Here is a 21,446-nt window from a genome sequence, read left to right as displayed (position 1 = left end):
TCCCGACGGGCCGCTGCCCGACGTCGACCCCGTCGAGAATCCGAACATCACCCGAGGGCGGGTCCGGCACGGCGACCCCAAGACGGTCGCCGTGACCTGGCGGGCCCGGGCGGAGGCCGAAAACCTGTCGATCCGCGAGCTGATCATCGAGGTGACCAGCCGCCAGCAGTTCGTCGGAACTCCGGGCCAGGTCGCCGCGGAGATCGATCGCTACGTGCAGTCGGATGCCTGCGACGGCTTCATCCTGGTACCGCACCTGACGCCGCACGGCCTCGATGAATTCGTCGACAAGGTGGTTCCGCTGCTGCAAGAGCGCGGTAGCTTCCGCACCGAATACCGCGGCCACACATTGCGCGAGCATCTGGGCTTATCCCGCACGCCGGGGCAGACGGGGCATCCGGGCGGCGTCGGCAACTTCGAAGGCCGTCGCGCCACAGGTTGATCGCTCGGCGGGTCGAGCGCCCGCCACCGAGATAGGGAGAAAACTGCTCCCCCGCCTGGACTCGAACCAGGAACCCTTCGGTTAACAGCCGAATGCTCTGCCAATTGAGCTACAGGGGACTAACCCGATCGCGGGACGACTCTAGCGTACTGGCACGACCGCACCCAACTAGCGTGGACCACCGCCACCCTCGGGTTCGTCGCGGTCGCGAGCGCGGCACCGCCGGGCGCAGCGGAGCACCGGGCGGTGAGGCAGGATGGAGCCATCGATAGTCGGGAGGACACTTTTGATCCGGTATGTCGTGGTGCTTGGACTGGGTTACGTGCTGGGCTCGAAAGCCGGGCGGCGCCGATACGAGCAGCTTGTCGGCACGTATCGCGCGCTGACCAGCAGTCCGGTGGCCAAATCGATGATCGAAGGGGGCCGCCGCAAGATCGCGAATCGGATCTCCCCCGACGCTGGTTTCGTCACGCTGGCGGAGATCGACGATCAAACGGCCATTATGGAACGCGACGTCGAGCGGTCGGTCGACGACGCGCTGACGCCGTCTAATCGTCGCCGCTAGCCTGCTCCAACAGGCTGCGCCGGTACGACTCCATCGCCACCAGGTCGCCGAATAGGGCGTGATACTCGTCGCCCTGGTCGATCGGCGACATACGCTGCAACTTCGACTTCACCTCGGCGATCTGCCGGCCCATCCACACCTCTTGGAGGCGGGCCAGGACACCGCCGATGTAGCGCGGCAGTTTCTCCTCATCGACCTGGATGGCCTCCACACCCAGCTCGCTGACCAGGCTCGCGGTCAGCGGCGCGGCGGCCTGATCACGCACCGCCTCGATCCATTGCGCGCCGGTGACCCCGCTCGAGGTGCCCCCGGCGGTCTCGATGGCCGCGCGGATGGCCGCGTACCCGGGATGAGTGAAGCTCTCGACGGTCAGCGTGTCGAACACCGGTCCCGCGAACGCCGGGTACTGCAAGGCCGCCTTGAGCGCCTCCCGCTGGGGCCACAGCGTGGGATCACGTGGATCGGGACGATTGGCGGCAGGCTGGGCCGCGGCGGGGACCTGCTGCGTCCCGCGGCGCGCAGCCTTGGCGGTAGAGCCGCTGCGGGCCTGGCTGTTGGAGCTCTTGGACTGGCTGCGCACCCGGTCGATGACCTGTGCGACGTCGTCCCAGCCGACCCAGCCGGCGAGCTGGCGGGCGTACTCATCGCGCAGCGTGGGGTCCTTGATCTGACCCACCATGGGTACGCAGCGGCGCAGCGCGCCCACCCGGCCCTCGGCGCTGTCCAGGTCCATCTCGGCGAGCGCCGAACGGATCGCGAACTCGAACAGCGGTGTTCGCCGAGCCACCAGATCACGTAGCGCGCCGTCGCCGGACTTCAGCCGCAAATCGCAGGGATCCATCCCGTCCGGGGCGACCGCCACGAAGGACTGCCCGGCCAGATTCTGTTCACCGCCGAAAGCCTTGAGGGCGGCGGCGCGCCCGGCAGCGTCGCCGTCGAAAACATAGATCAGTTCGCCGCGAAAGAAACTGTCGTCCATCATCAGTCGGCGCAGCATCGACAGATGCTCGTCGCCGAACGCGGTGCCGCACGATGCGACGGCGGTGGTGACCCCGCTTAGATGCATCGCCATCACGTCGGTGTAGCCCTCGACGACGACGGCCTGGTGTCCCTTGGCGATGTCACGTTTGGCCAAGTCGATGCCGAACATCACCGCCGACTTCTTGTACAGCAACGTCTCGGGCGTGTTGATGTACTTGGCTTCCATCGGATCGTCGTCGAACAGCCGTCGGGCACCGAAACCGATCACCTCGCCGGCCGAACTGCGGATGGGCCACAACAACCGGCGATGGAAGCGGTCCATCGGACCGCGGCGGCCCTGCCGCGACAGCCCGGCCGCTTCCAATTCTTTGAACTCAAAACCTTTGCGCACCAAGTGTTTTGTCAGCGAGTCCCAGCCTGAGGGTGCGAATCCGCAACCGAAGTGACGGGCCGCCTCGGCATCGAAGTTCCGCTCGGTCAGATACTGGCGGGCCGGTGCGGCCTCGGCCGACTCCAGTGCCGCCGCGTAGAACTCCGCCGCGGCCGCGTTGGCGGCGACCAGCCGGCTGCGACTACCGCGGTCGCGCTGCACGCTGGTCGCCGGGCCGGAATAGTTGATGGTGTGGCCGATCCGGTCGGCGAGCAGTTCGACCGCTTCGACGAACGTGACGTGTTCGATCTTCTGGATGAACGCGTACACGTCGCCGCCTTCGCCACAGCCGAAGCAGTGAAAGTGGCCGTGGTTGGGGCGGACGTGAAACGACGGCGACTTCTCGTCGTGGAACGGGCACAGGCCCTTGAGCGAATCGGCACCCGCGCGCCGCAATTGGACGTAATCGCCGATGACTTCGTCGATACGCACCCGTTCGCGGATGGCGGCGATGTCGCGATCGGGAATCCGGCCGCGGCCCCGGGCGCGGCCATCGCCCTCCGCGCGTGAACCTGCCGGGCTGGACATCGGCTCAGTGTAAGGCGCGACAGTGAAAGCTAGCCGGTACCGATGACACCGCAGGCGACCCGGTCCATGGCGTTTTCGGTGTCCTGGGCGCCGTGCAGCATCAGCGCAGTCTTGTTACCCGCCAGCAGATCGTCCCGGGTGAACGAATCGGTGGTGGTGACCAAGTACCCCGAACCGTCCTGACGGACCTGGAGCGAGGCCAGATCGCCACTTTCCGGCTTACCGGTATGGCCGGGGGCCTGGTAGTGATCACCGGCGGACAGGAAGTTGCCGGGTGCACCGCCGCTGGGGGCCGTCGAGTTCGGCTCGCACTTGCCGATCTGGTGTACGTGCAGACCGTGGATGCCCGGCGTCAGGATGCCGGGTGCCACCGTCTTCACGGTGACGGTGACATAGCCGCCGGTGAAGTCGAAGGTCGCGGTGGCCGCCGAGCGGCCATCGGGCGTCCTCAGTTCCGCGCTGAGTGAGTTGCCGCCGGGTGCCGGGTTCGCCCCGCCGGGTGCCGGGGTCGTGGTCTCGCCGGGCGACGTCGGCGCGGCGCTCTTCGCGGGAGGGGTGGTGCCCGGTTGGGTGCTTGCATGCTGCGGTGAACTGCAGGCAGTCATGGCGACGACGGGCAGCCCCATCAAGAGGGCCGCCATGCAAGGCGAGCCGCTGAATTTCATCATGCCCGGCAGCCTAACTCGCGACGGCCACACTGGTTCGCAGGCGCAGGGCTTAATTCCAGCCGGCCACTAGGGACCGGCCTGGCGGGAGTCGATCCGTTCCAGCCGCCCCTCGGTGTACGAGGCGATCTGATCGACGATGACGCGCCATCGGGCGCCGTCCGAGGCCGCGGTGTTGAAGGCCGCTGCAAAGACCGGATCGAGCGTTCGGGGCGCGCCGGCATACAGCCAGTGCGCCACCCGGTGGATGCGGGCGCGCTGCCTGGCCTGGGTTTCCAGATGTCGCGGATCGGACATGATGAACTGCAACGCCAGGATTTTCAGCAAGGCGACCTCGGCGCGCACCAGGTCGGGAACCTGCAGTTCGGCCCGGTAGCGCACCAGTGGTCCGGGACCGGCCGCCGCGCGGGTGGTGGCAATGGCGGCCGAGGCGAACCTGCCCACCAGCTCACTGGTCAACCGCTTGAGCGCGACCGAGGCCGCCAGCGTGGCGTCGTATTTGCCGACGGCGGCGACCACCGGTAGACCGGAGAGCCGTCGTGCGGCTGCCAGGAAATCGTCTGCACGTACCCGGGAGAATTCGCTCTCGCCCAGTTTTGCCAGAGCCGCGGCATCATCGTCATCGGCGAGCACCCGCAGATCGATGCGTTGCGACACCACGCCGTCCTCGACGTCGTGCACCGAATACGCCACATCGTCAGCCCAGTCCATAACCTGTGCTTCCAGGCACATCCGGCCTTCCGGCGCACCGGCTCGAACCCAGGCGGCCGGATCGCGGTCGTCGTCGTAGAACCCGAATTTCCGTTTACCTTCGCCGCGCGGCCACGGATATTTGGTCACCGCGTCCAAGGACGCGCGAGTCAAATTCAGCCCCGCGCTGTTGCCTTGTGCGTCAAGCACTTTGGGCTCAAGGCTGGTCAGGATTCGAAAGTTCTGGGCATTACCCTCGAAGCCGCCGTAGTCCGCGGCCACCTCGTCGAGCGCGCGTTCGCCGTTGTGGCCGTAGGGCGGGTGGCCGATGTCGTGGGCCAATCCCGCCAGCTCGACCAGATCGGGGTCGCAGCCCAGCCCTATCGCCATTCCCCGCCCGATCTGGGCGACCTCGAGCGAGTGCGTCAGCCGGGTGCGCGGCGTGTCACCCTCACGGGGTCCGACCACCTGGGTCTTGTCGGCCAATCGGCGCAATGCGGCGCTGTGCAGGACGCGGGCACGATCCCGCGCGAAATCGGTGCGGTGCTGACCTTCGGTACCCGGCAGACCCGCAGTCTTGGACGCTTCGGCCACCCGTCGCTGACGGTCGAAGTCCTCGTATGGGTCGTGCTGATTCCGCGTCACCGACGCACAGTCTGCCAGGGAATGCCTGCCGAAGTCCGGCTCGACTCAGGCCGACTGGATGTGTTGTGGACCGGACCGCTCACCCGATACGTCGGTCCTCCTCAGCCCTACTGGCCGACAACGCGCGGGGCTAGATTGGCCCTATGCGCATCGCTCGCCTGATCGCCGCGATTGCGACGGTCCTCACGGTCGCCTTCGGTGGCGGGCTGCTGTTGGCGCCGCCCGCCGACGCGCAACCACCGTTCCGGTTGACCGACTACATCACTGACAATGCGGGCGCCCTCTCGGATTCCGGTCGCAGCGCGGTGACGTCCGCCCTGAACAAGCTGTACACCGACCGCCACATCCGGCTGTGGGTGGTCTACGTCGACAACTTCTCCGGGCAAACCCCGGCGGGGTGGGCACAACGCACCATGCGCGGCAGCGACCTGGGCCCCTACGACGCGCTGCTGGCCGTTGGCACCGCCAGCCGTGAATACGCCTTCCTGGTGCCGTCCACGATCAAAAGTGTCAACGCACGTCAGATCGATACGTTGCGGCGCAACAAGATCGAGCCCGCGCTGCACAACGGCGATTGGAGCGGTGCTGCCGTGGCGGCGGCCACCGGACTCGACGCCTCGCCCAGTGCGTCGGGTCGGGTAGCACTGCTGGTCGTACTGGCGGGCGTTCTCGTCGCGTTGGCAATCCTGTTGCTGGTCATGCGTTATCGCGGGCGGCGCCGCCGCGCCGCGGGGCTGGCCGCGGCACGGCGGCTCGACCCTACCGACGTCAACGCGCTGGCCGCCGTGTCGCCGCAGACACTCGACGACCTGTCCCGTGAACTGGTGGTGGACGTCGACAATGCAGTACGCACCAGCGCCAATGAACTGGACCTGGCGGTCGCAGAGTTCGGCCAGGACCGGACCCAGCCCTTCACCCGCGCCGTCACCAACGCGAAAGCGGCTCTGTCCCAGGCATTTAACGTCCGGCAACAACTCGACGACGCCATACCCGAGACGCCGGCGCAGCGCCGAGAGTTGCTCACCCAGGTGATCGTCTCGGCGGCGCGTGCCGACCGCGAACTCGAGTCACAAACCGAGGCATTCGAGAAGTTGCGCGACCTGGTGATCAACGCCCCCACCAAGCTGGACTCGTTGACGCAGCAGTACGTGGAACTCACCAGCCGCATAGCCCCAGGCGAACAACGACTTGCCATGCTGTACAACGACTTCAGCGCTGCAGCATTGACGTCGGTGTCCGGCAACGTCTCGTCGGCCAAGGAACGGCTGGAGTTCGCCGACCGCAACATCGCCAGCGGCCGTGAACTTGCCGCTCAAGCTGTCAGCGGACAACAAACCTATTTGGTCGATGCCGTCCATGCCGCCGAATCAGCGCTCGGCCAAGCGCGCGCGTTGCTCGACGCGGTGGACAACGCGGCCAACGACATACAGCACGCCATCGACCGGCTGCCGTCGGCGATGACCGACATCCAGAACGACATCCAGCGCGCCGACGAACTGCTGCGAAAAACCCAGAACGCCAAAACCGCTCACACCAGTGACCTGCGCGCCGCCCGCGACGCGGCGATCCGGGCCGTCGAGAGCGCACGGGCCGGGGCTTCCGACGATCCGCTGGGCGCGTTCGGACAACTGACCAAGGCCGACGCCGCGCTCAACGGGTTGCTGGCCACCACGGCCCAGGAGCAGGCCGCCGCCGAGCAGCTGAACCGGTCATTGGAGCAGGCGTTGTTCACCGCGCAGTCGCGGGTGCGGGCGGTGTCCGACTACATCGACACGCGCCGGGGCAGCATCGGGCCGGAAGCGCGCACCCGGCTGGCCGAAGCCAAACGGCACCTGCAGGCCGCTGAAGACAAACGATCGACGCACCCAGCTGAGGCGGTCGCCCACGCCCATGCGGCGTCGACGTTGGCCGCCACCGCGCAGTCGCTGGCCAACGACGACGTGCAATCAGCGCAGCGGGCCTACGGTCGCCGGGGCGGCAGTGACATGGGTGCGATGCTCGGCGGCATCATCATCGGTGACCTGCTCAGCGGAGGCATGCGGGGCGGCTTCGGCGGCTGGAGTCCCACCTCGTTCGGCGGGAGCCCGAGCTGGTCGGGCGGCGATTTCATGGGTGGTGGCGGTCGATTCTGAGCCGCGAGGCCAACATCGGCAATTCGCAGCGGCTTCAGGTATTACCGGTCTAGCCGGCCGCCGGGGAATGCGGTATGACGCCCGGCGCCCGTGACACCGGATCGCCTTCCCAACCGCTCCACCCGCCGTCGGCAACCGCTGTAGGGCGCGGAAGGTCAGGCATCTCTTCGGGGGCCTCGGCGCCGGCTTCCGCCTTCGGCGCCCAGTGGTCGTAGTCATCCGGCGGAACGACCACACCCCATAAGAGTGGGACCGACAAGCCACCGAGCATGCCGGACTCACCTCGAACTGCCGATACCGTGTCGTCCGGCAACGGCGAACCAAGAGGCAAAAGCACCCCTGCCCCCTTCCACAGCCAATAGAGCGTTCGGGCGCTGTGGCGAACTTAATGCATCAACCGGTCATATGGTAAGACAAACCGAAGAAAATCTGCGGGAATTGCCAATCTTTCCTCTTCGAGCGTGTGCAGAACAACGGCCGCCGCGCAGTTTGGCGATGACAGCCGCCGAGTATCGCCATCCGCATGGGCGAAGCAAAGTGCTTCCCGACCGGAGGCCCGAGTCGTCGGATCGACTTGGCGCAAAGTTATTGCCGCGCAAGGGTTTAGCAAGCCATGGAACCGAGGGGCGCAACGGTGTTTTCGGGCCGGTGCCGGCATTCGGTTCGCGCCCGGCAAGCACGATGAGCAAGTAGACCGGTCGCGTGAGTTTTTACAACACGCATCATTCGAATTCCCGTTACGGATACGGCACCGGTTAGCCGCTAAGCACGCATAACCAAAAGCATTGATTCCTCGGCGTTTTGCACACTATTAACGTCTGCAACAGCCGCCCCGCCGCTCTATCCCGGACGGTTGCGCGGCACCACCTTAGGACGAGACCGCACCACTTCTGCCTTGGTCCCGCGGTCCTCGCCCTCGGGCTTCTTGTCGCCCACCGGCATCGCTGTCACCGGCACGTTACTGCTCGACCCGCCGGCCGCGGTGGTGGCCGGCGCCCCGCCGCCCACGCCCGACATCGCAGGGGTCGCGATATAGGCCGGCATGGCCCCTTGCCACGTCGCGGGCACCGACATCGCCCCGACGAACCGCGCGCTACCCAAGCCGGCCGTCGCAACGCCCAGGGCGCCCAACCCTCCGCCGGCCAACGGCGGCAAGTCCGATAGAACGCTGGGCGCGCTATGGGGCGCAGCGACGGGCGCGCCGGCGGCACCGACCAACGCCGGTGCATGAGCCGGTGCCGCCGGGGGCGCCGCCGACGGGCCGGCGCTGTGGGCGAGCGTCGCCATGGGCGTCATCAGCGCGGTGGCCGGGTACATTCCGGCCTGGGCGACGGTAGTCAATGTCGCCACCGGTGTCGACGAAATCAATGACGTCAGCGACGAGAGGGCGGGCGGGAGCGCCGAGAACACCGACTGCAGCTCGGAAGCGAAAGTGGTTCCCAGCGAGGCCAACCCCTGTAAGAACTGCGACGCGAAGCTCAGGGGTGCGGTCACCAATCCAGCCAGGCCCGCCAACCCCGCGGACGGTGCGCTACCGCCCAGGGCCGCGGGTGGCACGCTGAACGACGGCAAAGTCTCTACGACCGATTGCGCCCCGGCGTGATAGCCCAGCATCGCGGCCACATCCTGCGCCCACATTTCGACGTACTCGAGCTCGGTCTGTGCGATCGCCGCCGTGTTCTGGCCCAAGAAGTTCGTCGCGATCAAGACGAGCAGCCGGGCCCGATTCGCCAACACCTGCGGCAGCGGCACCGTCGCCACCACCGCCCCCTCGAAGGCGAGCGCCGCCAGCCGGGCCTGCAAAGCCGCCACCTCTGCTTGCGCCGCCGCGATGATCAGCCATTGCACATAGGGGGCCGCGGCCGCCGTCATCGACATCGACGATGGCCCCAACCAGGCGCCACCGGCCAAATCCGACACCACGGTGTGAAATGACGAGGCCGAGGACGACAGCTCAACCGCCAGCCCATCCCATGCCGAAGCCGCCTCGAACAAGGGGCCGGCCCCCGGACCGCCAGATATCAAGGCGGAGTTGATTTCAGGAGGGAAGAACACAAACGCGGGAATCATGCGCAACCCCAACCAACCCGCCGAGTTAACGGCTCCGCCGCGGACGGCCAGACGTCCGCCCGCGGCCATTAGCTATCTATTTATGCCCCACCGGGGATCCTAAGGTACCCCAGCGCGAAAAGCGGACTTTTAAGCAAACCTTATTTCGCAGAATGCGGCATCAGCGCCGGCGTATCGTCGCCCCGGCCATCGACGAGAGGTGCTTAGGCGCAGCGGGACAGGCACTCTCCAAGAGGCCTGACAAGTAGCCGATTAACAGCCCTTGAGCCGCGCCGCCAGATAATCGGCCACCGCATTGATCGCGACTCGGTCCTGGGACATGTCGTCGCGCCGACGCACAGTCACGGCATCGTCCTCGAGTGACTCGAAATCCACCGTCACGCAGAACGGCGTGCCAATCTCGTCCTGGCGCCGATAACGTCGCCCGATGGCGCCGGCGTCATCGAAATCGATGTTCCAGAATTTGCGCAACTCGGCTGCCAAGTCTCGCGCCTTGGGGCTCAAGTCGGTGTGCCGGGACAGCGGCAGCACCGCTGCCTTGACCGGAGCCAGCCGCGGGTCTAGACGCAGAACCGTGCGTTTTTCCATCTTGCCCTTGGCGTTCGGGGCTTCGTCCTCCATGTAGGCGTCGATCAAGAACGCCATGAAGGACCGGGTCAGGCCGGCCGCCGGTTCGATGACGTATGGGGTGTACCGGGTGTCGGTGACCTGGTCGTAGAACGACAGATCGACCCCGGAATGCTTTGCATGCGTCGACAAGTCGAAATCGGTGCGGTTGGCCACACCTTCCAGCTCACCCCACGGGTTTCCGGCGAAACCGAACTTGTACTCGATATCGACGGTCCGGTCGGAGTAGTGCGACAGCTTGTCTGGCGGGTGCTCGAATAACCGCAAGTTCTCTGGATTGATGCCCAGCTCGACATACCATTGCAGCCGGGTGTCGATCCAGTACTGATGCCATTCCTTCGCCGTCGAGGGCTCGACGAAAAACTCCATTTCCATTTGTTCGAACTCGCGGGTCCGGAAAATGAAGTTGCCCGGGGTGATCTCGTTGCGGAAACTCTTGCCGATCTGACCGATGCCGAACGGCGGCTTCTTGCGGGCGGTCGTCACCACGTTTGCGAAGTTGACGAAGATGCCCTGCGCGGTCTCCGGACGCAGATAGTGCAAGCCCTCCTCGGTCTCGATCGGACCCAGGTAGGTCTTGAGCATCATGTTGAATTCGCGCGGCTCGGTCCAGCGGCCGGGTTCGCCGGTGTCCGGGTCGCGGATGTCGGCCAGCCCATTGGGCGGCGGGTGTCCGTGTTTGGCTTCGTACGCCTCGATGAGGTGGTCGGCGCGATAGCGCTTGTGGGTGATCAACGATTCGACCAGCGGGTCGTGGAAGACCTCGACGTGGCCGGAGGCCACCCACACCTGCCGCGGCAGGATGATCGACGAATCCAGGCCGACGACGTCGTCGCGACCGGTGACCACCGTGCGCCACCATTGCCGTTTGATGTTCTCTTTGAACTCCACGCCCAGCGGGCCGTAGTCCCACGCCGACCGGGTGCCGCCGTAGATCTCCCCCGAGGGAAAGACGAAGCCGCGCCGTTTGGCCAGGTTCACTACGGTGTCGATGACGGACGCCACGGGGTGGTGCACTCCCTTTCCGGGTCTGGGCGGGCACGCGCGGGAATCGGCCGCCGTGCGCAGAGCATCAGTCATGGTAGCGATCGGCGCCCGCGTCTTTGACATGCGTCATCATGCATGTGACAGTGGAGGACAGCCGACAACGATGTTCAATGGCGCAAACTTTCCCACTACCTGCCACTTCTCGAGGTGATGCCGCTCCCATGATGACGTCTCCGTCGCCTTCTCCCTCGATACCGACCGCCGACGACGGTATGGGATCGGAGCTGAGCATGGTCGCCCACGACCACGACGCGCTCGGCGGCACCGGGCACTCCGGAGCGGCCGCATACCCGGTGCCCCCGCCGCGGGACATCCTTGATGCCGCCGGTGAGTTGTTGCGGGCGCTGGCCGCGCCGGTCCGAATCGCCATCGTGCTGCAATTGCGCGAGTCGCACCGCTGCGTGCACGAACTGGTGGATGCGCTGGGGGTGCCCCAGCCGCTGGTCAGCCAGCACCTGAAGATTTTGAAGGCGGCCGGGGTGGTCACCGGGGAGCGATCCGGGCGCGAAGTGCTCTACCGGCTCGCTGATCACCACCTCGCGCACATCGTGGTGGATGCCGTCGCGCACGCCAGTGAGGAGCCGCGCCCATGAGCCGCGTCGGCGATGATGCAGCGCGTAGCGCTGAGAAGGAGCCGCGCCCATGAGCGGAGCGAGTGTCCGCTCCACTCGTCAGCGCGCCGCGATCTCCACGTTGCTGGAGACGCTCGACGAATTCCGCTCGGCCCAGGAGTTGCACGACGAGCTGCGCCGCCGCGGCGAGAACATCGGCTTGACCACCGTGTACCGCACGCTGCAGTCAATGGCCGCGGCAGGAATGGTCGACACGCTGCGTACCGACACCGGCGAATCGGTCTATCGCCGGTGTTCGGAGCACCATCACCACCATCTGGTTTGCCGCAGTTGCGGTGCCACCATCGAAGTGGGCGATCACGAAGTCGAGGAGTGGGCGGCCGAAGTGGCCGCCAAACATGGCTTCTCCGACGTCAGCCACACCATCGAAATCTTCGGCACCTGTTCAGATTGCAAGGGCCGCTAGCGATTACGTCGTGAGCGTGCGACGTATTTCGGCGCCGGTGTCCAGCACCAACAGGATCAAGGTCCGCAGGGCGTCGTCGGTCAGGCCGCCGCCCGGGAAGTTATAGCGCAACATCACGTCGGCGATTTTTGCCGCGCTTCTACCCGAATTACGTTGCACCGCTTTCTCATTGATCTTCTCGATCAGGCTCACACTGCCGAAATTGCTGTCCCGGGCCTGCTTGGCCACTTGCTCGATGAGCTTTTTGGTCAGCGGCAGATCCCACGCCAATATCTGGGTCAGCGAAATCAAATCCAGCCCCTCGGTGATGTTCACCACCCGCAACGAGGCGATGGTGCCGTCATGGCGCACCGTCACCGCGCCGTCGGCCTCCTCCTCAAGCGGAAGGACTTCGCCGAGTATCGAGGCCAGGCGCGCCTGCAGCGAAGGCATTATGCGCTCCCGAATCTGCGGTTGCGGGAAGCGTATTCCTCACAGGCCGCCCACAAGTCGCGGCGGTCGTAGTCGGGCCACAACTTGTCTTGGAAGATGTACTCGGCGTACGCGGCCTGCCACAGCATGAAATTACTGGACCGCTGCTCCCCCGACGTCCGTAAGAACAGATCCACGTCCGGGATGTCAGGCCGCTGCAGGTGATGCGCCACGGTCGACTCGGTGATGCGTTCCGGATTTAGTCGGCCGGCAGCGGCCAACCGCGCGATTTCCTTTGTGGCGTCCGCGATTTCGGCTCGGCCGCCGTAGTTGACGCAGTAATTGACGGTGATGACGTCGTTGTCCTTGGTCATGTCTTCGGCAATCGCGAGTTCATTGATCACGCTACGCCACAGGCGCGGCCGCGAACCCACCCATCGGATCTTGACTCCGATCGTCTTCAGGTTCACCCGGCGCATGCGCACCACGTCGCGATTGAATCCCATCAGGAAGCGGACCTCCTCGGGGGAACGCTTCCAGTTTTCGGTGGAGAAGGCATAGAGGCTGAGCCATTTGATGCCGAGTTCAATTGCACCACAGACGATGTCGATGACAACCGCCTCGCCCGCCTTATGGCCGTCGGTACGCGTTAATCCCTGTTGGGTGGCCCAACGACCATTGCCGTCCATCACGATGGCCACATGATTGGGCAATCGATCGGCCTCGATCTTGGGTGCGGCCGCCTTGGAGATGTGCTGCGGCGGCCGGCACGGGCCGCCGTCGGCGGACGGCGGCAACTCCGGAAAGACGACCGGCCAGGTCGACTTGTCGGGAAACACCGGATAGTCCTCGGGCGCGGGGGGCAGCTGCGGGAAATCGGCTGACGCCGTGGCGCGCTCAGCCTTCCGGCTATCCCCGCCGGCCCAGAGTTTAGCCACAATCCATATCCTGCCCGATCAGCGCTGCCCGCTGATCGGCGATGGTGCGGTCGACGCGATATGTCCGTTCTACGAGCGGCAACGTCTTGAGCTGCCGCTCCAAATGCCACTGCAGATGCGCGGCCACCAGACCGCTGACGTAGTTGCGGTGCGATTGCGGCGACTTTTCAGCGAAGTCCCAATCGCCGTCATGGAGCGCGGACATCAGATCCAGCACCCCCGGCGGCGGTGTCGTCGAACCGGCCGGGCGACAGTGTGGGCAGACGCTGCCGCCGGCGCCGACATGAAACGCGCGATGCGGACCGGGTGTGGCGCAACGGGCGCACTCGCCCAGCGCCGGCGCCCATCCGGCAATGCCCATCGCACGCAGCAGGTAGGCGTCCAGCAGTAGGTCCCGGGACCGGCGGCCATCGGCCACCGCCCGTAACGCGCTCACCGTCAGCCGGTGCAGGGCGGGGGCGGGTGCGCGCTCCTCACCGGCGAGGCGCTCGGCGGTTTCCAGCATGGCGCATCCGCAGGTGTAACGGCCGTAGTCGTTGACGATGTCGGTGGCGAACGCGTCAATCGAGACGACCTGGGTGACGATGTCGAGGTTGCGGCCGGGATGCAGTTGCGCGTCGATATGCGCGAACGGCTCCAGTCGCGCGCCGAATTTGCTGCGAGTGCGGCGCACGCCCTTGGCCACCGCGCGGACCAGCCCGTGATCACGGGTGAGCAAGGTGACGATCCGGTCGGCTTCGCCGAGCTTGTGCTGGCGCAGCACAACAGCTCGGTCTCGGTATAGCCGCATCACAATAGTTTTGCACCCCGCCGCGACATTATGGGTATCCGCGCCGTTAGTCTCGTACCCCGTGATTGGCGCTTCTGGGTTGGGTCCCGGATCCATTTCCGGATCCGGCCACCGGCGCCTGCCCACACTCACTGACCTGCTTTATCAGCTGGCCAGCCGCTCGGTGACGTCCACCACATTGGTGGGTCGCTCCCTGCACGCCATCCATGCCAGTCAGCCCACGCTCAACGCCTTCCGGGTGGTGCTCACCGAGTCGGCGCTGGCCGACGCGGCCGAGGCCGATCGGCGGCGCGCGGCCGGGGACACCGCCCCGCTGCTGGGCATTCCGATCGCCGTGAAAGACGATGTCGACGTTGCTGGGGTGCCCACCGCTTTCGGCACCGAAGGGTCGGTGCCGCCCGCGCTGCACGACGCCGAGGTGGTGCGCAGACTCAAGGCGGCCGGCGCGGTGATCGTCGGCAAGACCAACACCTGCGAGCTCGGCCAATGGCCGTTCACCAGCGGGCCCGGTTTCGGGCACACCCGCAACCCGTGGTCGCGCAGGCACACCCCGGGCGGATCGTCGGGCGGCAGTGCCGCGGCGGTGGCGGCCGGCCTGGTCAGCGCCGCCATCGGCTCCGACGGTGCCGGCAGCATCCGCATCCCCGCGGCGTGGACGCACCTGGTGGGCATCAAGCCGCAGCGTGGACGCATCTCGACCTGGCCGTTGCCGGAGGCGTTCAACGGCATTACGGTCAACGGCGTACTGGCCCGGACCGTCGCCGATGCGGCATTGGTGCTCGACGCCGCGTCCGGCAACGTCGAGGGAGACCGGCACCAGCCGCCCCCGATTACCGCCTCCGACTACGTCGGGATAGCGCCCGGACCACTGAATATCGCGCTGTCCACCCGGTTTCCCTTTACCGGTTTCCGGCCCAAACTGCACCCGGAGATCCTGGCCGCGACCCGAGCGGTCGGTAAACAGCTCGAACTGCTCGGCCATACCGTGGAGCCCGGCAACCCCGACTACGGGATGCGGCTGTCGTGGGATTTTCTCTGCCGGTCCACCGCGGGCCTGCGGGATTGGGAAGAGCGGCTGGGCGACGGCGTCGTGCTGGACCCCCGCACCGTGTCCAACCTGCGCACGGGTGCTGTCCTCGGACAGGCGCTCCTGCGCAGCGCACGCCGCCACGAAGAGGCCGACCAGCGGCGGGTGGGATCGATCTTCGACATCGTCGACGTGGTACTGGCACCCACCACGGCGCAGCCCCCACCGCTGGCGCGCGCCTTCGACCGGTTGAGCGGCTTCGGCACCGACCGCGCCATGATTGCGGCGTGCCCGCTGACCTTCCCGTGGAACGTCCTGGGCTGGCCATCGATCAATATTCCGGCGGGCTTCACGTCCGACGGCTTACCGATCGGTGTGCAGCTGATGGGTCCGGAGAACAGCGAAGGCATGCTGATCTCGCTGGCCGCCGAGCTGGAAGCCGTCTGCGGCTGGGCGAACGAACAGCCGCAGTCGTGGTGGGACCAGACCACGGACGCGAATTAGCCGCTGACAACTCGGGTATTCGTTCGCGATGGACCAATCGACGGCTCCCCTTCTCGATGCGCTGGCCGATTATCGGGCGAAGAACCGCTACGGATTCACGCCGCCGGGCCACCGCCAAGGTCGCGGCACCGACAACCGCGTCCTGCAGGTTCTTGGCCGCGAACCGTTCCTCGATGACGTGCTGGCGAGCGGTGGACTCGATGACCGCAAAACCAGCAATCAGTATTTGAAGCGCGCAGAGGACCTGATGGCTGAAGCCGTTGGTGCCGATATCGCGTGGTTCTCAACGTGCGGCAGTTCTCTGTCGGTGAAGGCCGCGATGATGGCGGTGGCCGGTGGCGACGGCGGTCTGCTGGTGAGCCGGGACAGCCACAAGTCGATCGTCGCGGGGCTGATCTTCTCCGGCGTGCAACCGCGGTGGATCACGCCCCGCTGGGACGCCGAACACCATTTCTCCCATCCGCCGTCACCGCAGCAGGTCGAAGAAGCGTGGGACAAGCATCCCGACGCCGCCGGTGCGCTCATCGTGAGCCCCAGCCCGTATGGCACCTGCGCCGACATCGCCGGAATCGCCGACGTGTGCCACGCGCGGGGCAAGCCCTTGATCATCGATGAAGCCTGGGGGGCGCACCTGCCGTTCCATGACGACCTGCCGACCTGGGCGATGGACGCCGGCGCCGACGTCTGCGTGGTGAGCGTGCACAAAATGGGCGCCGGATTCGAACAAGGCTCGGTGTTCCACGTGCAGGGCGACCGTATCGACCAGGATCGCCTTTCGGCCTGCGCGGATCTGCTGATGACCACCAGCCCCAACGTCTTGGTGTATTCGGCCATGGACGGATGGCGGCGACAGATGGTCCAGCAGGGACACGAATTGCTCGGCGCTGCACTGGATCTCGCGCATCAGTTGCGCTCAGACATCGAAACCCTTCCGGGCGTCGAGGTGCTCGACGACGAGTTACTCGGAGTGCAGGCATCCCACGACCTGGACCGATTACAGATATTGATGGATGTATCCGACACGGGCACCTCCGGCTACCAGGCCGCCGACTGGCTGCGCGCTAACACTCACGTCGACACCGGGATGAGCGATCATCGCCGCATTCTGGCCACCCTGTCCTTCGCGGACGACAAGACCACCGCGAGCCGTCTCACCGATGCGCTGACGGCGTGGCGCAAAGCGGCCGACGACTTCGACCCCCCGCCACAGATCGACCTGCCCTCCCCCGACGAGCTGCAATTGGAGACAGTCTGTCTGCCCCGCGACGCGTTCTTCGGGCAAGTGGAGGCGGTGCCCACCGACCAGGCCGCCGGGCGGGTTGCCGCCGAACAGGTGACGCCCTATCCCCCCGGCATCCCCGCCGTGGTGCCCGGTGAGCGTCTCAATGATGCTGTGCTGAACTACTTGTGTTCCGGGGTGCGCGCCGGCATGAATACCCCGGATGCTGCCGATCCGTCGATGAGAACGATTCGGGTGCTCGCCTGACGCACTTGCCCCGCGGCTTGGACATGACCCGATTACCAACGTGGCGCGGCCGAAGAAGTTGGTGTCGGTCGGTCCAGGCATCAGCGCGGTGATGGCGCCGTCCTCGGCGGCGACGACCAGGTCATAGCCATGTTGGGCGAACTGCTTGGCCGGTTCGAATCCGATGCCGCTGGACGCGCCCGTCATTAGGGCGAGTTGTTGTTTCATAGGGCGCGGCTACGCGGCACAAAGGTGACCAAACCCGACTGCCACCAGCGGTTCGCCAACAAACACATCGGCCGGCTGCGTAGCGTCTGCCTGGCATGTGGCCATTTCCAAGTGCGCTAGCACCGGCGCTAGCACGCATGGAACTGACCTATTGGTCGGCCACACGCGGCGCAGGGACGGGCGACAGCGAGCGGGTGACCACCCCACCGGTGGCAGTGCTAAAAGCCCAGCCGGCCAAGCTGTTTGGGGTCGCTCTGCCAGTTTTTGGCCACCTTGACGCGCAGGTCGAGGTAAACCTTTGTGCCCAACAGCTTTTCGATTTGGGCGCGCGCAGCGGTCCCGACCTCGCGCAGCCTGGCACCACCCTTGCCGATGATGATGCCCTTCTGGCTGTCGCGTTCGACGTAGAGCAGCGCGTGTACGTCGATCAGGTCGTCGCGATCCTCTCGCGGGTTGACCTCGTCGATGACGACCGCCAAGGAATGCGGCAGCTCGTCGCGAACCCCCTCGAGAGCGGCCTCCCGGATGAGCTCGGCCATCAGAACCTCTTCGGGTTCGTCGGTCAGTTCGCCGTCGGGGTAGTACGCCGGGCCGGGCGGCAGCGCCGCGGCCAGCACATCGATCAGGATGTCGACTTGCGATCCGGTCACCGCCGACACCGGGACGATCTCGGATGAGTCGCCGACCAGTTCGCTGACCGCCACCAACTGCGCGGCCACCTTGTCTTTGGGCGTCTTGTCGATCTTTGTGACGATGGCGACCAGGGTTGTCTTCGGTGCGGTCGCGCGAATCTGCTCGACGATCCACCGGTCTCCCGGACCGATCGCTTCGTCGGCCGGGATGCACAGCCCGATCACGTCGACTTCGGCGTAGGTGTCGCGCACCAGATCGTTGAGCCGCTTGCCCAGCAGGGTTCGCGGCCGGTGCAGGCCCGGCGTGTCGACCAGGATGATCTGGAAGTCGTCGCGGTGCACGATGCCGCGAATGGTGTGCCGGGTGGTCTGGGGCCGCATCGAGGTGATCGCGACCTTGGTCCCCACCAGCGCGTTCGTCAGCGTCGATTTCCCGGTGTTGGGGCGACCGACCAAACACACGAAGCCGGAACGGAATTCAGTCATGCTGGTCGGGTTCCTCGCCGTCGGATGACTGGTCGGACTGGATTGGGCTGAGCAGGACGGTGCCGATCCGGACCCGGCCGCGGTGATCGGTGCCGCCTTCGGCCTGCAGCCGCAGACCATGTGAAACCACCTCCGCGCCCGGCAGCGGTACCCGGCCCAGTTCCAGGGCGAGCAGGCCGCCGACGGTGTCGACGTCGAGATCGTCATCGAACTCCACGCCGTACAACTCGCCCAGGTCTTCGATCGGTAACCGCGCCGACACCCGGAAGTGCTTGTCGCCCAAGTCTTCGATCGGCGCGGTCTCCGCCTGGTCGTACTCGTCGGCGATCTCGCCGACGATCTCTTCGAGCACGTCTTCGATACTGACCAGGCCGGCGATGGCGCCATACTCGTCTACGAGCAAAGCCATGTGGTTGCGGTCGCGCTGCATTTCCCGCAGCAGCGAGTCCAAGGGCTTGGAGTCCGGCACGAAGACGGCCGGCCGCATCACCTGCGACACCTGCGGGGTCCGGCCGCCGTCGCCCGACAAAACTGTCTGCTGGACAAGGTCTTTCAAGTAGACGACTCCGACGATGTCGTCGACATTCTCGCCGATGACCGGGATCCGCGAATGCCCGCTGCGAACCGCCAGGTTGATGGCCTGGCTGGCGAACTTGTCGCTTTCGATCCAGATCATCTCGGTGCGCGGCACCATCACCTCGCGGGCCGGGGTGTCACCGAGTTCGAAGACCGACTGGATCATCCGGCGCTCTTCGGCGGCGACCACGCCGCGCTGCTGGGCCAGGTCGACGACTTCGCGCAATTCGATCTCGGAGGCGAATGGCCCGTTCCGCAACCCCCGGCCGGGGGTCACCGCGTTACCCAGCACCACCAGCAATCGGCTGATCGGCATCAATAGCCACGAGATCGCTTGCAGTGGAAGGACAGTCGTCAGCGCAATGGAATAGGCGTTCTGACGCCCGAGGGTACGCGGCCCCACCCCCATGACGACGAAACTGGTCACCACCATGATCGCCGCCGCGCCGAACAATCCCCAGCGCAGTCCGAAGTTGTCGTAGAGGAATACCACCAGCAGCACGGTCGCGGTGATCTCGCAGGTGATCCGCAGCAGCACCACCAGGTTGATGTAGCGGGGCCGCTCCGACATCACCTTGGACAATGCCACCGCGCCGGGACGCTCGTCGCGCACCAATTCCTGAACCCGGGCCAGCGACACCGTGCTGATGGCCGCGTCGATGGCCGCGAACAATCCGCCGAGCACGATCAGTGCAATTGCACCGAGCAGTTCAGACCAGCCGGTCATTGGTCAGCGTTCTGCTCCATGGTCCGGCTGCGGCGAGCGAGTAGCCAGGCAACCCCGCATACGATCACCGCAAATCCGCCGTAGCGCAGTGCCAAGAGCCATCCGGCTTGGTGGGGCAGACCCGGTTCCTGGTGGTGAACGGCAAGCAGCACCAAGAAGCTGCCGTCATCGGTCGGCCCGACGCGCGGCAACGGCTGGGTCTTGATCGCCCTGATCTGGGCGGGGGCGCTGCTGGAGTTGTCGACCTGTCCCCAGGCCAGGGTGGAGTCGTCGAGCAGGAACGTGTCCTGGCTGCCCGCCGGTTGGCTCCCGTCGTGACCCACCACCGCTACGTGGCCCACTTCCACGGTCTCGTCTTTGGCGGGGACAAACACCGTGACGTTCTCGTACAGCTTCGGTGGCGCCGGGGGCTTGAAGTCGGGTGGGGGCGGGCCGTTGTACCCGTTCAGCGGTATCGATCCGCCGCCGTAGAAGCTGCCGGACGCGACATAGCTGTCACCCACTGCGGTGAACGGGACAACGCCGACTGTCGCTGCATCGAGCACCATTCGGGCGCCGCGCGGCAGGTACGCCTGCTGTTCGGCGCCGTTGTAGACGTAGCGGAACGTGATCGGCTGATTGAGCGGGTTGTAGATGGTCGGGCGGCGATAGGCGTCGTCGTAGTCGAGGTAGTCCCAGTGCCGCGGCCGCACGAACCGCTGATCGTCAATCTTCAGGATGTCGACGTTATCCCGGTGGGAGCTCACGACGTTTTGCACCTGCTGGTTGAAATCGACCTGGGTCGGCGGCTTCGGCGGGTTGGCCGGGTCGACGCGCGTCACCGGGGCGGCCTTGGCCGCCGCGATCGCCAGCGACGGCGCCTCCAGCCCGCGCGGCGGTGCCACCACCGGGGCGTTACGTGGCGCGTCCGGACCCGGCGGAGGGATCTCCAGCACCGGGATGGTTTGACCCGAGTTGGGCGGCGGCAGGACCAGTGGGCCCTGCGGCGGGGCAGGTAGTGGAGGCGGCTCGTACACCGGAATGGGAACTTCCGGAGGCCGCGTCGGCGCGTTACTCGGTGGCCCCTCCACCCCGCGGTGATCCTCGTTGCACACGTTCGCGGTGTGGTAGGCGTTCACGTAGAACATGCAGTGCTGGCAGGCAACCGGATTCGATCCCGCGCCCGCACACGGCGCCGCCTGCGCCACCGAATCGGTGGTGGTGACCAACACCGCCAGCGGTGCGAATGCGATGGCGGCTGCCGCCAGAATGCTGAGTGGCCTCAATGGTCGAAATACCTTGACTTGTCGAGCAATCGACGGTCCCGCTCCTGTTGGCGGTCCTGGTGGTAGGCCTCGACCTGCTCGGCGACCCACTCCTCGAGCAGCCGGTCCTGCAGAGCGAACATCTCTTTTTCCTCGTCCGGCTCACCGTGGTCGTAGCCGATCAGATGGAGTACCCCGTGGATGGTCAGCAGGGCCAGTTCGTGCCCCAGGCTGTGCCCCGCCGCGGCGGCCTGGCCGGCCGCGAATTCGGGGCACAGCACGATGTCGCCCAGCATCGAGGGCCCGGGCTCGGGGGCGTCCGGACGCCCACCGGGCTCGAGCTCGTCCATCGGGAAGCTCATCACGTCGGTGGGCCCGGGCAGGTCCATCCAGCGCATGTGCAGGTCGGCCATCGCGGCGGTGTCCAACAGCACCATCGACAGCTCGGCCGCCGGATTGACGTCCATCTTGGCGATGACGAACCGCGCGACGCTGATCAGCTCGGCTTCAGAGACGTCGATACCCGACTCGTTGGATACCTCAATACTCATAAAACCG

The 21,446-nt window shown here is 66.2% G+C and carries 18 protein-coding genes, 1 tRNA gene and 3 pseudogenes; 7 read left to right on the top strand and 15 right to left on the bottom strand.

The features are described from left to right. Positions 1–442: pseudogene (locus tag A5625_RS20700) on the top strand (F420-dependent methylene-tetrahydromethanopterin reductase); the annotation flags it as partial. A 46-nt stretch (positions 443–488) separates the two neighbouring features. Here the strand turns inward: A5625_RS20700 and A5625_RS20695 are convergent. Further along, a tRNA-Asn gene (locus A5625_RS20695) sits at positions 489–561 on the bottom strand. A gap of 167 nt (positions 562–728) precedes the next feature. On the opposite strand from A5625_RS20695, the gene A5625_RS20690 reads away from it, so the two are divergent. Further along, entirely contained in the window at positions 729–1,007 is a 279-nt protein-coding gene (locus A5625_RS20690) for a hypothetical protein (RefSeq protein ID WP_066998276.1), read from the top strand. Here A5625_RS20690 and dnaG read toward each other — a convergent pair. The 3 genes from dnaG to A5625_RS20675 all read right to left on the bottom strand — a co-directional run bounded on the left by dnaG (position 991) and on the right by A5625_RS20675 (position 4,946). Then, a complete protein-coding gene (gene dnaG / locus A5625_RS20685) occupies positions 991–2,946 on the bottom strand; it encodes a DNA primase (RefSeq protein WP_066998273.1) in 1,956 nt (651 codons plus the stop codon). The genes A5625_RS20690 and dnaG overlap by 17 nt on opposite strands. Before the next feature lie 29 nt (positions 2,947–2,975). Further along, positions 2,976–3,614 (bottom strand): superoxide dismutase family protein, encoded by a 639-nt coding sequence (locus A5625_RS20680; protein WP_156748409.1) that lies wholly within the window; start codon positions 3,612–3,614, stop codon positions 2,976–2,978. A gap of 66 nt (positions 3,615–3,680) precedes the next feature. Next, positions 3,681–4,946 (bottom strand): deoxyguanosinetriphosphate triphosphohydrolase, encoded by a 1,266-nt coding sequence (locus tag A5625_RS20675; RefSeq protein ID WP_066998270.1) that lies wholly within the window; start codon positions 4,944–4,946, stop codon positions 3,681–3,683. A 143-nt stretch (positions 4,947–5,089) separates the two neighbouring features. Here A5625_RS20675 and A5625_RS20670 point away from each other — a divergent pair, with 143 nt between their 5' ends. Then, complete coding sequence (locus A5625_RS20670) at positions 5,090–7,078, top strand: TPM domain-containing protein (RefSeq protein ID WP_066998267.1); 1,989 nt, start codon at positions 5,090–5,092, stop codon at positions 7,076–7,078. A gap of 177 nt (positions 7,079–7,255) precedes the next feature. Here the strand turns inward: A5625_RS20670 and A5625_RS30265 are convergent. The 3 genes and pseudogenes from A5625_RS30265 to A5625_RS20655 all read right to left on the bottom strand — a co-directional run. Then, positions 7,256–7,415, bottom strand: a pseudogene (locus tag A5625_RS30265) (hypothetical protein); the annotation flags it as partial. A 503-nt stretch (positions 7,416–7,918) separates the two neighbouring features. Then, positions 7,919–9,148 carry a PPE family protein gene (locus tag A5625_RS20660; protein WP_066998262.1) on the bottom strand — a complete coding sequence of 410 codons (1,230 nt, stop codon included), beginning with the start codon at positions 9,146–9,148 and terminating at the stop codon, positions 7,919–7,921. A 252-nt stretch (positions 9,149–9,400) separates the two neighbouring features. Beyond that, positions 9,401–10,792 (bottom strand): glycine--tRNA ligase, encoded by a 1,392-nt coding sequence (locus A5625_RS20655; RefSeq protein WP_066998259.1) that lies wholly within the window; start codon positions 10,790–10,792, stop codon positions 9,401–9,403. A gap of 260 nt (positions 10,793–11,052) precedes the next feature. Here A5625_RS20655 and A5625_RS20650 point away from each other — a divergent pair, with 260 nt between their 5' ends. Together A5625_RS20650 and A5625_RS20645 are read left to right on the top strand one after the other, a co-directional pair. Continuing rightward, on the top strand, positions 11,053–11,415 hold the full coding sequence (locus A5625_RS20650; RefSeq protein WP_369830029.1) for an ArsR/SmtB family transcription factor: 363 nt from the start codon (positions 11,053–11,055) through the stop codon (positions 11,413–11,415). Positions 11,416–11,464: 49 nt separating this feature from the next. Further along, positions 11,465–11,860 (top strand): Fur family transcriptional regulator, encoded by a 396-nt coding sequence (locus tag A5625_RS20645; RefSeq protein WP_066998253.1) that lies wholly within the window; start codon positions 11,465–11,467, stop codon positions 11,858–11,860. A gap of 3 nt (positions 11,861–11,863) precedes the next feature. On the opposite strand, the gene A5625_RS20640 is transcribed toward A5625_RS20645, so the two are convergent. The 3 genes from A5625_RS20640 to recO are packed head-to-tail and all read right to left on the bottom strand — an operon-like array spanning position 11,864 to position 13,999. Beyond that, a complete protein-coding gene (locus A5625_RS20640; protein ID WP_066998250.1) occupies positions 11,864–12,292 on the bottom strand; it encodes a hypothetical protein in 429 nt (142 codons plus the stop codon). Continuing rightward, entirely contained in the window at positions 12,292–13,209 is a 918-nt protein-coding gene (locus tag A5625_RS20635; protein WP_082984487.1) for a decaprenyl diphosphate synthase, read from the bottom strand. Before A5625_RS20635 ends, A5625_RS20640 begins: the two co-directional genes overlap by 1 nt. Beyond that, the gene (recO, locus tag A5625_RS20630) at positions 13,202–13,999 is read right to left on the bottom strand and encodes a DNA repair protein RecO (protein ID WP_066998247.1); all 798 of its coding nucleotides are present in this window, start codon (positions 13,997–13,999) and stop codon (positions 13,202–13,204) included. The genes A5625_RS20635 and recO overlap by 8 nt, the downstream gene beginning before the upstream one ends. A 61-nt stretch (positions 14,000–14,060) precedes the next feature. Here recO and A5625_RS20625 point away from each other — a divergent pair, with 61 nt between their 5' ends. Then, positions 14,061–15,530, top strand: coding sequence for an amidase (locus A5625_RS20625; protein ID WP_066998244.1), 1,470 nt, complete (start codon positions 14,061–14,063; stop codon positions 15,528–15,530). 28 nt (positions 15,531–15,558) lie between these two features. Further along, positions 15,559–17,016: an aminotransferase class I/II-fold pyridoxal phosphate-dependent enzyme gene (locus A5625_RS20620; protein ID WP_066998241.1), complete on the top strand. Its 1,458-nt coding sequence runs from the start codon at positions 15,559–15,561 to the stop codon at positions 17,014–17,016. Positions 17,017–17,106: 90 nt separating this feature from the next. Here the strand turns inward: A5625_RS20620 and A5625_RS30260 are convergent. From A5625_RS30260 to ybeY, 5 genes and pseudogenes are all read right to left on the bottom strand, one after another. After that, a pseudogene (locus tag A5625_RS30260) lies at positions 17,107–17,223 on the bottom strand (oxidoreductase); the annotation flags it as partial. A 218-nt stretch (positions 17,224–17,441) separates the two neighbouring features. Then, complete coding sequence (gene era, locus A5625_RS20615) at positions 17,442–18,341, bottom strand: GTPase Era (protein ID WP_066998239.1); 900 nt, start codon at positions 18,339–18,341, stop codon at positions 17,442–17,444. Next, positions 18,334–19,644, bottom strand: a complete 1,311-nt coding sequence (locus A5625_RS20610; protein WP_066998237.1) for a hemolysin family protein — start codon at positions 19,642–19,644, stop codon at positions 18,334–18,336. Before A5625_RS20610 ends, era begins: the two co-directional genes overlap by 8 nt. Continuing rightward, positions 19,641–20,909 carry a hypothetical protein gene (locus A5625_RS20605; protein WP_066998235.1) on the bottom strand — a complete coding sequence of 423 codons (1,269 nt, stop codon included), beginning with the start codon at positions 20,907–20,909 and terminating at the stop codon, positions 19,641–19,643. The genes A5625_RS20610 and A5625_RS20605 overlap by 4 nt, the downstream gene beginning before the upstream one ends. Next, on the bottom strand, positions 20,906–21,439 hold the full coding sequence (gene ybeY, locus A5625_RS20600; RefSeq protein WP_066998233.1) for an rRNA maturation RNase YbeY: 534 nt from the start codon (positions 21,437–21,439) through the stop codon (positions 20,906–20,908). Before ybeY ends, A5625_RS20605 begins: the two co-directional genes overlap by 4 nt. Positions 21,440–21,446 lie beyond the last annotated feature (7 nt).

The organism is Mycobacterium sp. 1465703.0 (assembly GCF_001672975.1).
Taxonomy (GTDB): Bacteria; Actinomycetota; Actinomycetes; order Mycobacteriales; family Mycobacteriaceae; genus Mycobacterium.
This window is presented reverse-complemented; position numbering and strand designations above follow the sequence as displayed.

Excerpts from the sequence above, each read along its gene's own strand:
- A5625_RS20645 (WP_066998253.1), top strand. The coding sequence starts at position 11,465 with ATGAGCGGAGCGAGTGTCCGCTCCACTCGTCAGCGCGCCGCGATCTCC.
- A5625_RS20650 (WP_369830029.1), top strand. The coding sequence starts at position 11,053 with ATGGTCGCCCACGACCACGACGCGCTCGGCGGCACCGGGCACTCCGGA.
- A5625_RS20660 (WP_066998262.1), bottom strand. The coding sequence starts at position 9,148 with ATGATTCCCGCGTTTGTGTTCTTCCCTCCTGAAATCAACTCCGCCTTG.
- recO (WP_066998247.1), bottom strand. The coding sequence starts at position 13,999 with ATGCGGCTATACCGAGACCGAGCTGTTGTGCTGCGCCAGCACAAGCTC.
- dnaG (WP_066998273.1), bottom strand. The coding sequence starts at position 2,946 with ATGTCCAGCCCGGCAGGTTCACGCGCGGAGGGCGATGGCCGCGCCCGG.
- era (WP_066998239.1), bottom strand. The coding sequence starts at position 18,341 with ATGACTGAATTCCGTTCCGGCTTCGTGTGTTTGGTCGGTCGCCCCAAC.
- A5625_RS20640 (WP_066998250.1), bottom strand. The coding sequence starts at position 12,292 with ATGCCTTCGCTGCAGGCGCGCCTGGCCTCGATACTCGGCGAAGTCCTT.
- ybeY (WP_066998233.1), bottom strand. The coding sequence starts at position 21,439 with ATGAGTATTGAGGTATCCAACGAGTCGGGTATCGACGTCTCTGAAGCC.
- A5625_RS20620 (WP_066998241.1), top strand. The coding sequence starts at position 15,559 with ATGGACCAATCGACGGCTCCCCTTCTCGATGCGCTGGCCGATTATCGG.
- A5625_RS20610 (WP_066998237.1), bottom strand. The coding sequence starts at position 19,644 with ATGACCGGCTGGTCTGAACTGCTCGGTGCAATTGCACTGATCGTGCTC.
- A5625_RS20670 (WP_066998267.1), top strand. The coding sequence starts at position 5,090 with ATGCGCATCGCTCGCCTGATCGCCGCGATTGCGACGGTCCTCACGGTC.
- A5625_RS20680 (WP_156748409.1), bottom strand. The coding sequence starts at position 3,614 with ATGATGAAATTCAGCGGCTCGCCTTGCATGGCGGCCCTCTTGATGGGG.